The sequence below is a fragment of the Candidatus Culexarchaeum yellowstonense genome, assembly GCF_024707025.1.
Lineage (GTDB): Archaea > Thermoproteota > Methanomethylicia > Culexarchaeales > Culexarchaeaceae > Culexarchaeum.
Genome location: NZ_JANGFQ010000010.1, coordinates 19,819 through 30,633 on the forward strand (window position 1 = coordinate 19,819; position 10,815 = coordinate 30,633).

Below are 10,815 nucleotides of genomic sequence, written 5' to 3' on the forward strand. Positions count from 1 at the left end.
CAGTTATAAATATATTATTGTAGTAATACATTTTATGTTTTTTATAGCACAATTTTAATATCTTGTTATAATCGTCATTTTATGGGATGTGTAAATGCGTGAAGATGGTGGTCATGGATTATTGGAGTTTGAAGGGGTATTTTGGATTATAGTTTTTGCATCATTATTGTTGACAATGGTTTTATCGGGGGTTTTGGATTTATTTTTCGGTGGAGGTCCACTAATTTATATTCCATTTTCATCAGTAGCTTTGCCATTAAATCAGTTCATAACTTGTTTAATTATCGTTCTTGTGAGCTTCTATATTGGTTTAGTGGGGTTGAAGGAGTTACTTTATGATAGGAGATTTTCCGTTGAATTTTTGATGGCTATGGCTGCTATTGGTGCATTATATTTGGGTTTATTCCTTGAAGCGGTAATAGTTCTAGCTTTGTATTCCCTATCGGAGTTTCTTGAAGGTTATATTGAAGATAAGGCTCGCGAGACTGTTAAAAGCATTTCTAGCCTGATACCAGATAAGGCAAGGGTCATCTTTAATGGTTCTGAAACATATATGGATGTTAAATCTGTATTGCCAGGTATGGTTATCCTAGTTAAGCCTGGAGAGAGGGTGGCTCTTGATGGAGTTGTGGTGGAGGGTGGTTCACTAATAGATTTATCACTAGTTACTGGTGAGTCTAATCCTGTTTCGGTGAATTCTGGTGATAGGGTTTATGCTGGTGCATTGAATATTGGTGGTGTTATAAAGGTTCTTGTTGATAGAGGTGTTGAGGAAACTCTAGTTTCTAGAATAGTTAAGTTGGTTATGGATGCTAGGGGGAGGAAGGCTTCCATAAACAGATTTATTGATAGATTTTCCAAATATTACGTTCCTCTAATAATTTCCTTTGCATTACTTGTAATTATAGTTGGGCCGAGACTCATTGGAGGTTCATTGGAGTCTTGGATATACAAATCCCTTATTTTAATAGTTCTTTCATGTCCAAGTGCTTTCATCATATCCATTCCAGCAACAATATTTACAGCTATAACTGTTGCAGCTAAGAGGGGGGCCATAGTTAAAGGTGGAATTTATGTGGAGAATTTAAGCAAAATCAGAGCTGTACTTTTAGACAAGACAGGAACTTTAACGTATGGTTTTCCATCCATTCATAAGATTAGAGCTGTAAATGAATCTGATGATAAAATACTCATGTATGCTGCTTCTCTTGAAAGATTTTCTAATCATCCAATAGCTAAAGCGATCGTTAATGGAGCTTTTGCAAGAGGGCTAGATATCGCTAAAATTAATGTTAGGGATGTAAAGGAATTTCCAGGTATGGGTGTGATTGGATATGTTGAAGGTGATGAAATTCTTGTTGGAAATATAGATCTAATGAAACAATATTCCTGTGTATGTGATAATATGGATAGTCTGTTATTGGATGATGATCACACATCAATATATGTGGCAATTAACCGTAAAATTAAAGCTTCAATATGTTTTGTTGATGAAATACGTAGTGACGCTGTTAGAGTTGTAGATTTTCTGAAACGTTTGGGTATGAAAGTCGTTTTATTAACTGGTGACAGAGGGGATGTGGCAATTAATGTGGCTAAAACTGTTGGTGTAGATGAAGTTTATTATGAATTGCTACCTGAAGATAAACTTGACATAATTATGAAGATGAAATCGATGTATGGTTTTGTCTCCATGGTGGGTGATGGAGTTAATGATGCCCCTGCCCTTGCAGCATCAGATGTTGGTATAGCTATGGGTGGAAGCGTTGATTTAGCTTCAGAATCAGCTGATGTAATTCTTGTCAAAAATAGTTTAACCCTCATACCCTACTTAATTCTCCTAAGCCGCAAAACCATGGCTATTGCTAAGCAAAACATTGTGTTCACTATAGGTGTTAAATTGACTTTGGCAATACTTGGAGTTATTGGTGTAATACCACTATGGTTTGCTGTAGCTATTGGTGATGATGGCATAACTCTACTTGCATTGTTGAACATTCTTAGAATAATTAAAGTTGGAAGTAGGATTGCTTAAACTTTCAAATAACTTGAAGTCAATATATCAGGCAATTTAATTTCACTATGAATGACAAGTTCAAAAATAAATTTTGATCGTAAATTTTAAAATTTAACAAAGAATAGTAGTGATTTGTGAAAATTATGTCTAGTGGTTTTGATGATGTTTTTAATAGCTTATTTGACATTTATAGTAGAAAGTATCCTCATAATCCGAGTGGGACTCTAAATTTCCACATGAATAAGCTTTGTGCTGAGAAGGGGGTTAGTAGGGTTGAAGCTTTCATTAGGATTGCATATCAAAATGGAATTAAGGTTGGTGAAGTGGAGAAGCTGGTTTCCTCAGGTAAGTCTCTTGATGAAGCTATAAGGATTGCTTCATCAAATCTTTCTTGGTGGGATAAGTTGATTGATGAGGGTTTGAGGGTTGCAGCTCCACCTAAAAGTCCTGAAGAGCTTGAGTTGGAGGAGTTTTTGAAGAGTTGTGAAGCTAAGATGAGAGGGATACTCCTTTCAACAACACCCACTATTCCCGGTTATAGGATTGTTGAGGTTTTGGGTCCAGTTTATGGTTTAACTATTAGGAGTAGGGGGTTTGGTGGTAGGCTTGCAGCATCCTTAGAGGCTTTAATAGGCGGTGAACTTACGGCGTTAACCCATGAGTTTGAGAAGGCTAGGGCTGAGGCTCTCCTTAGACTTGTGGATAAGGCTAGGAGGCTTGGAGCCAATGCAGTTATTGGATTAGATTTCGAAACCAGCGATCTCTTCGCTGGTATAGCCATAGCATTCTCAGTTTATGGTACTGCTGTAAAGGTTGAGAGGGAGAAGTAGCAAGACATAATTCCACTTTTAATTATCCATCATCTAATTTGTGTTTAAGGAAGTTTGTATTTTATTTCCCACTTTTATTTGAAGATGAAACCTATAATAAATATTATCGCTATACCCATTATGAATAGGATAAATTGTACAACCCCCTTTGCAAAATCTTTCTCCCTTTGCATTTCAGGTATAATTTCTGAAGCTGCTAGATAAATGAAACCTCCACAAGCTATTGGTAGTAAAATTGCATTAACGTTTTCAATTTTTAATGAAGTTATTTGAACTATAAATACACCCATAAATGCTGTTAAAGCTGAGATGAAGTTTAAGATTAATGCTTTTGTTGTTTTTAATCCACTGTAAATTAGTAGTCCAATATCTCCAATTTCTTGCGGTATTTCGTGGAAGAGTACTGCAATTGTTGTCGTTATTCCAAGTGGTATTGAATATAGGTATGATACTGAAATCACCATTCCATCAATAAAATTGTGTATGGCGTCTCCAATTAAGTTAAGTGCTCTTAGACTTTTTAATTCAACGTTTCTTCTCATCTTACATTCATCTTCAATCTCGTTTTTATGTCCATGGCCATGATACCAATAAACGTATCTGTCTATGAAGAAGAATGTCAAGAATCCAATAGTTATATAGATGAATACGTTAAATTCATTTCCAATTTCACTAATTAGTTCAATGGATTCTGGGAGTAGATCTAGGAGGGCTGAACCTAATATTGCTCCACCACTAAATCCAAGGAATATGAACAACACTTTATGTAGTGTTTCTTCCCTTATGGATAATGCTAATATGCCAACAAGTGATGCTATGCTAACAATCGATACCGATATTATCGAGTATGCTAGTTCAATGCTCATGCAAACAATTATCGTGTTTTACCATAATAATTCTTTCTTTCGTTTATAGTTGTTGTCAATGTTTGGGTTTAGCAAAATATAACTTTAACCTCATCCTCTCTTTAATTGTTATGTCTAAGAGGGTTGTTAGTGTAATTCTTGAGCATGGTAGTTGTGGTTGGGGTAAATGTTATTTTTGTGGTTGGGGTAAGCGTAGGGTTGAGTGTTCATTGGATGAGTTGAAGGGTAGAATATTCAATATGCTTAGCTCTAAGCGTAGGGAGGGTGAAATAGATTTACTCAAAGTATTCTCCTCGGGTAGTTTCCTCGACCCTAAACAGTTCCCGGATGATTTCGTCTCATGGTTTATTCGTTTATGTGAATCTTTCGGTGTTAAAGAGCTTATAGTTGAGTCTAGACCTGAATACATTACTGAGGATAGGTTGAAGCTTCTATTAAGCGGTAAGGTTAAGGTTACTGTGGCTATTGGGTTGGAGCTTGCAGATGACAATATACTGTTAAATTATTATTGTAAGGGGTTGAGGGTTGATGATGTTGTTAATGCTGTTAAAGTTTTGAGGGGGCATGGTTTTGGAGTTAGATTGTATTTGCTTGTTAATGGTCATCCATACCTCTACTCCAATCCTGAAATTCATAAACGCATATTTGAGGATAGCATTAAACTTGCATTGGATTTAGCTGATAGCGTTGTGGTCATTAATGCTTATCCACATGTTGGTTCAAGGCTTTGGGAGGATTGGATTAATGGTTCTTGGAGGCCATTTGATGAGGAGGAGTTTAAGAGTTTTGTTGGTGGGTGGGGTATGCATCCAAAGGTTGAATTGGATTTCAATAACTTAAATTTCATACCGAAATTCCCAAGGGAGAAGCAAATATTCCTTCATGGCGTTGGCCACGATTACCTTGTCCATCCATATTATGAGGTTTGGCAAGATTATATTGTTCGATTCTATAAGCCACCTAAATCTAAGGATATAGCCTTATTCCTTCCATGCGCTTATAGGAAGCCTTACACTAGATCTAAAACTTGGAAGGCAATTCTAAATGCCATATATAGCCTCCCAATATTCCCAAGGATACATTTGATTGCTGTTAGTAGTCCCGGGGTTATACCATACGAGTTCATAAACTATTATCCATTCCAATCCTATGATTGGCCTGAATGGCTTGAAACTGAGGAGATTAAGAGGGAGTATATTGAGGTTACAAAGATTAGGGTTAAAAAATATTTGATGAAGCATGCTTCAAACTACAAAATCTTCTATGCATATTTTAGGTATGGTGCTGAAACCCTTACGGCTATAATTGAAGCTTTTAGGGATCTCGGTTTATCTGATAAGCTTAGGGTGGTTATTGATGAGGGTTTAGCCATGGAGATTGAGGCTGAAGGGTTTAAGCCCATGGTGGCTCATCCAAAAGCTTTAAATAAGCTTAGGGAAATGCTCAGTGAAGCCGCATCTAGTAAAGGTTAATTTATGGGAAACTTTAAATTATCGTTTGTATGTTGTTATGCTGGTTGATGATGAGTATGTCTGTAGGTTTTGATGCTATCAGTGATTTGGAGAGGAGGAGTTTAATTAGAGGGTTTAAGGGGTTGAGGAATTACAGTTTATTATACATTGTTGCATCTCTCCTACTTGGCTTCAGCTTGTTCTTGGGTTTCATGAGATTTATGATGGTGAGGAGGGCTTTTAACATCCCCTTACTATCCGAATCTATTCTATTTTTGATTATGGGTTTAGCTGGATCCTTAATTTTGCTAGTTGCAATATTCGTATATTTGATGGATTCCATGAGTGGTTTTTCAGAGTTTAATGCACGTTATTCCACATCATCTTCCATGGTTAAGATTGGGTATCTCGGTGCTTGTTTAATGTTCATCATAGGTTTTGTGGTTAGGTGGATTCTCCCACTGATAGGCTTAATCTTAATATTCTTAGGAGTGTTGCTTCTCATTGTTGGTAAGATTGGTTTTGTCTCCCTATTGGTGAAGTTAAATGGTGATTTTAAAGAATCCGCATTCCTCATTTCAGCTGTAATATATGTTGTGGGTATACTGCTTCCACCGTTGGATTTCGTTGCATCTATAATACTTTTCATAGCTTCAGATTCCATGCTTTCAAGGGTTAAGGTGGCTCAAACGAGTGCTGTGAGTGTTTAACCTTCTAAACTCATTAATGGTTAACATTATATTTATGTTGGCATATATGGTAGATTGACTTTTATTGGTGAATTTAGTTTGGTGCATCCACTTCTATATCCACCTGGTAGTGTTGTATTGTTGTTGGGTAATGAGGCTATTGCTAGGGGGGCTATTGAAGCTGGTTTAGGGTTTGCTGCAGCCTACCCTGGAACGCCATCCACTGAGATTGTGGAATCCCTTGCTGATGTGGCTGAGCATTATGGTTTCCATGTTGAGTGGAGTGTTAATGAGAAGGTTGCCTTTGAATCTGCATATGCTGCATCTCTTTGTGGTGTTAGATCTCTGACTGCTATGAAGCATGTGGGTTTGAATGTTGCTGCAGATGCTCTTATGAGTAGTGCTTACACTGGTGTTGAAGCTGGATTTCTAATTGTTAGTGCTGAGGATCCTGATATGTGGAGTAGTCAGAATGAGCAGGATAATAGGTATTATGGTTTACATGCATATATACCGGTCTTTGAAGCTTACTCACCATGGGAGGCTAAGGAGCTCGTTAAATACGCCTTCAATTTCAGTGAAAAGTTTAAGCATCCAGTAATATTTAGATCTACAACTAGGGTTAGCCATTCCAGTGGACCTGTGAAGTTTGATGCTGTTCCAAGTGTTAAGTCCAGTGGGAGGTTTGTTAAGGATCCAGATAGATTTACGCTTGTGCCAGCCCATGCTAGGAAGCTTAGGGTTAAGCTTATTGAGAAGTGGCGTTCAATTTGTGAGGAGGTTAACTATTCCCCATTCAATAAGTACATTGATAATGGTTCTAGGAAGCTCATAATATGTTGTGGGACTGGTTATGGCTACTTGATGGATTGCCTGAAAATATTGGGGGTTGAGGGTAAGGTGAATGTTTTGAAGATATCCACAAGTGTCCCAGCCCCTAGGAGGCTTATAATGGATGCTCTTGGTAGGTGTGATGAGGCTCTAGTGGTTGAAGAGCTTGAACCGATATTGGAGAGGGATGTTAAGGTAATGGCATTTGAGGAGGGGGTTAAATGTAGGATTCATGGTAAAGACTTCATACCATTAATTGGCGAACTAAACATTGATAAATTGATCCATGGTGTAGCAAAGTTCATGGATGTTCCAGTTCCATCAAACTTCCTAAACCCATTGAAGCTTAGTATTGAGATTCCAGCTAGACCTCCAACACTATGCGCTGGCTGTCCACATAGAGCATCATTCTTGGAGTTGAAGTGGGCTTTAGCTAAATCTGGGGTTAGGGATGTGGTTTATGCAGGTGATATTGGCTGTTATAGTTTGGGTGTTGATGAGCCATTTAGAGTTCAAGATATAATTTTGGAGATGGGTGGTGGGATAGGTTCAGCCAACGGTTTAGCTCATGTTTCAAATCAATTTGTAGCTGCAATTATGGGTGATTCAACATTTTATCATGCATGTATACCAGCCCTCATAAATTCTGTTTACAATAAGTCTCCAATGCTCATAATGGTCTTAGATAATAGGATTACAGCTATGACTGGTCATCAGCCACATCCAGGTTCAGGTTTCACAGCCACAGGAGCCAGAACTGAGGAGGTTAAGATAGAGGATATAGCTAGGGGTGTGGGTGTAAGGTATGTTGATACCATAGATCCATTCAATGTTAAGGATTCCATTGAGAGGTTGATGAAGGCAATAAAGTTTGTCTTGGAGAATAGAGCTGTGGCTCTGGTGAATTCCCGTAGAGCATGCACACTAATGGTTGTATCCAATGCTAGACGTAAAGGTGTAAGTGTACCTAGATATGCTGTTGATGCGGATTTATGTAGAGCTTGCGGAATATGCTACAACCAGCTTTCATGCCCAGCAATAACACCAATGCCGGATAAGAAGGCTAGCATAGATCCACTACTATGCTTCGGATGCTCAGTATGCATGCAGATATGCCCATTCAATGCAATAAAGCCATTGGAAACACCATCAAAGGATTGGGAGGAGGTTTGGAGGGTTGATTGAAATGAAATCCAAAAACATATTATTAGTTGGCGTTGGGGGTCAAGGGATACTAACCATGGGTAGAATACTGGCATCATCAGCCATAAGGAGGGGGATTAAAGCCCTAACATCGGAAATTCATGGTATGGCTCAGAGGGGTGGAAGTGTAGTTGTACATGTGAGGATGGGGGATGTTGAATCACCATTAATTGGCACTGGAATGGCGGATGCAATAGTGGGATTAGAGATGATGGAAGTTTTGAGATACATACAATACGCCAACCGGAAGAGCATACTAATAGTCAACGATAGGATAATTAGACCACCAACAGCAAAAACAATCCCAACAAAAAGCCAAATCATAACTGAATTGGAGAGACTAAAACTGAAATACATTGTAGTTGATGCGTTGAATCTAGCATTAAAAGCTGGAAGCGAAATATCTGAAAACATAGTCCTCCTAGGATCACTAATTGCAACGGAAACCCTATCAGAATACATTGAAATAACGGATCTAGAAAACACGTTAAAAGAGACATTTAAGGGGAAAGCATTAGAAGTAAATCTGAAAGCCTTAAAATATGGATATGAAGCATACAAACAACATGTAGTGAGAGAATATTAAACTTCATCTTTCTAAGGTAGTGTCTTTAAAGGGGAAAATGAAATTAATTTTAGGGTTTTAACTTAACCGTTGCATAATTGTTTTCTCATGTAGCTTTATCGCTGCGAAGATAAATACCACTGTGAAGGCTATGAGCGCTAAGAAGTCCAATCCCAATGGATAAAATCCCCTATTTATGAAAAGCTGCCTAACCATGTCTGTGAAGTATGTTAATGGGGATACTGAAGCTATGGCTATTCCCAATTGAGGTAGTTGCTCTATGGGTATGAATACCCCACTTATGAAAACTAGTGGAAATTTGACGAGGGATGAAAGCATCATTGTTGTGCCTGGTATATCCGTTGGTGGATAAGCAGAAAGCAGTACGCTCAATGCTGCAAAGCATAGATTTGCAATTATCAATCCGAAGAGGAGGATTATGAAGTTTAATGGTTGAATTCCAAAGTATAATGTTAGGGCTAGCGGAATAACTGATATGACAAAGCCGAAGATAAAGGATGATAGCATATCCCCAACCATAATTGTCCATAGGGCAACTGGACAGCATAAAAGTCTTTCAAGTGTTTTTGAACGGGTTTCCCAAGGTACAATTGAAGGTCCAACCGATGTGGATGTAAAGAATGCAGTCATACTAACAAGTCCTGGTAAAATCTCTTTAAGCGGTATATTTCGTCCAATGACGTATGCTAATGCCAGGAAAAATGGAAAGACAAGTCCAAAGGTTAGGACAGGTCCCTTTAAATAGTATATTTTAATGTTCTTTTCAGCTACTGCTAAGGAACGCTTAAACTGTTCTATAATACTGCTCATCGGGCAGTCACCTCCTTCCCCCTTATGAGTTTTAGGAATACGTCTTCTAGGGATGGCATCATGGTGTTTAAACTTAAAATGCGCAGATTATTCCTTTTAGCATACTCCACTAGATCCTCTATTACTGTGGATGGATCAGCAGTATATATGCGCACTTTATTCCCTGCAGGCATAACCTTATTAACGCTTGTATTTCTTGAAAATTCCTCTACATTTACGTTTTTATTGAAGGCTACTTCAATGTACTGGAGCTCCATACTTTGAGCTCTGAGGTTTTCAGGTGTATCTATGGCTGCTATACGGCCATGGTTTATTACGGCTATTCTGTGACAGAGCTGGTTTGCTTCCTCCATGTTGTGGGTTGATAGGAAAACCGTCTTCCCCTCCCTATTATAACTAATTATCTTTTCACGTAGAATTCTTGCACTCTCAACATCAAGTCCAGAGGTAGGCTCATCCAAGAAGAGAATTTCTGGATCGTTAACTAAAGCCATGCATAATAGGAGTCTCTGTCTCATCCCCTTGGAGAAGGCTCTGGCAAGTTTATCCTTAACCTCATATAATCCAAACTCCTTCAGTAGATTTGTGGCGTTCTCCCTAACTTTTTGCATTGGCATACCATAAAGCTTTCCTATTAAAACCAAGTTTTCCCATGCCGTTAAATCCACATAGACGTTTGAAATTTCCGGAACAACCCCAATGCGTTGCTTCACTTTAATGGGATCTTTCAAAACATCAAAGCCGGCTACAAAAGCCTTACCACCATCAGGCTTTATCAAACACGTTAATATTCTGATAGTCGTAGTCTTTCCAGCCCCATTTGGCCCTAGAAATCCGAAGATTTCCCCCTCCTTAACTTCAAAGCTTATATGATCCACTGCAGTTACATCCTCATAACGTTTTGTCAATCCCTGGACGGTTATTGCGTACTCCATGTATAAAGACCTCCTAATGTGGTTTCTGCACACCTAAAACGACAATTTGCTCTTTGCATTTTATAGCAACATTTACACATTTCCCTTCTCACCTTCCTTCTGTTTTTCAAAATTTTCATAATAGAAGTTTATGAGGTCTTCAAACAGCCTCTTACGCTTGACTATTGATGTCAATCCCATCTTCAGAGCTTCAACACCCTTACTGGTCAACTTATAAACACGCCTTTCCAGCCCTCCCTCCCCCCTTTCCCATTTTGACTCTAATAGGCCGCGTTCCTCCATCCTCCTCAGGAGAGTATAAATAGAGCCAGGCTCAAGTTTGTGGCATCCCTCACTCCTACTCTCAATTTCTTCTAGGAGTTGGTAGCCATGCATTGGCTTTTCATAGAGAATTCGCATTATGAGGAATTGTATCCATCCCCGCTCTGGATATTCATGCCAGCATCCACAGCCTCTCCCATTACACATTTTAATCGCCTATATGTAACAATGTTACATATATAAATGTTATGTATTCAATTCTTTAAGGCACAAACCAAGTCTGTAGAATTTGAAATTGAATAATCAAAGTATCGTCCTTTTTCATCATCTCAGCAT

General features: G+C 38.4%; 10 protein-coding genes. 6 read left to right on the top strand and 4 right to left on the bottom strand.

Annotation, left to right across the window (positions count from 1 at the left end):
* The first annotated feature begins 94 nt into the window (after positions 1–94).
* Together MRT15_RS03090 and MRT15_RS03095 are read left to right on the top strand one after the other, a co-directional pair.
* Complete coding sequence (locus MRT15_RS03090; RefSeq protein WP_304327817.1) at positions 95–2,035, top strand: cation-translocating P-type ATPase; 1,941 nt, start codon at positions 95–97, stop codon at positions 2,033–2,035.
* Between the two features lie 125 nt (positions 2,036–2,160).
* Positions 2,161–2,847: a YbjQ family protein gene (locus MRT15_RS03095; RefSeq protein WP_304327819.1), complete on the top strand. Its 687-nt coding sequence runs from the start codon at positions 2,161–2,163 to the stop codon at positions 2,845–2,847.
* Between the two features lie 74 nt (positions 2,848–2,921).
* On the opposite strand, the gene MRT15_RS03100 is transcribed toward MRT15_RS03095, so the two are convergent.
* Positions 2,922–3,713, bottom strand: coding sequence for a ZIP family metal transporter (locus MRT15_RS03100; protein ID WP_304327821.1), 792 nt, complete (start codon positions 3,711–3,713; stop codon positions 2,922–2,924).
* Positions 3,714–3,775: 62 nt separating this feature from the next.
* Here MRT15_RS03100 and MRT15_RS03105 point away from each other — a divergent pair, with 62 nt between their 5' ends.
* From MRT15_RS03105 to MRT15_RS03120, 4 genes are all read left to right on the top strand, one after another.
* Entirely contained in the window at positions 3,776–5,185 is a 1,410-nt protein-coding gene (locus tag MRT15_RS03105) for a DUF5591 domain-containing protein (RefSeq protein ID WP_304327823.1), read from the top strand.
* 56 nt (positions 5,186–5,241) lie between these two features.
* Positions 5,242–5,874, top strand: a complete 633-nt coding sequence (locus MRT15_RS03110) for a hypothetical protein (protein ID WP_304327825.1) — start codon at positions 5,242–5,244, stop codon at positions 5,872–5,874.
* An 81-nt stretch (positions 5,875–5,955) separates the two neighbouring features.
* Positions 5,956–7,869 carry an indolepyruvate ferredoxin oxidoreductase subunit alpha gene (gene iorA / locus MRT15_RS03115; RefSeq protein ID WP_304327834.1) on the top strand — a complete coding sequence of 638 codons (1,914 nt, stop codon included), beginning with the start codon at positions 5,956–5,958 and terminating at the stop codon, positions 7,867–7,869.
* Position 7,870: 1 nt separating this feature from the next.
* The gene (locus MRT15_RS03120; RefSeq protein WP_304327826.1) at positions 7,871–8,473 is read left to right on the top strand and encodes an indolepyruvate oxidoreductase subunit beta; all 603 of its coding nucleotides are present in this window, start codon (positions 7,871–7,873) and stop codon (positions 8,471–8,473) included.
* A 57-nt stretch (positions 8,474–8,530) separates the two neighbouring features.
* Here MRT15_RS03120 and MRT15_RS03125 read toward each other — a convergent pair whose 3' ends face one another.
* The 3 genes from MRT15_RS03125 to MRT15_RS03135 form a co-directional block, all read right to left on the bottom strand.
* Positions 8,531–9,283 carry an ABC transporter permease gene (locus tag MRT15_RS03125; protein WP_304327828.1) on the bottom strand — a complete coding sequence of 251 codons (753 nt, stop codon included), beginning with the start codon at positions 9,281–9,283 and terminating at the stop codon, positions 8,531–8,533.
* Complete coding sequence (locus MRT15_RS03130) at positions 9,280–10,218, bottom strand: ATP-binding cassette domain-containing protein (protein WP_304327830.1); 939 nt, start codon at positions 10,216–10,218, stop codon at positions 9,280–9,282. The genes MRT15_RS03125 and MRT15_RS03130 overlap by 4 nt, the downstream gene beginning before the upstream one ends.
* Before the next feature lie 72 nt (positions 10,219–10,290).
* Positions 10,291–10,686 carry a PadR family transcriptional regulator gene (locus MRT15_RS03135; RefSeq protein ID WP_304327832.1) on the bottom strand — a complete coding sequence of 132 codons (396 nt, stop codon included), beginning with the start codon at positions 10,684–10,686 and terminating at the stop codon, positions 10,291–10,293.
* Positions 10,687–10,815: the final 129 nt, after the last annotated feature.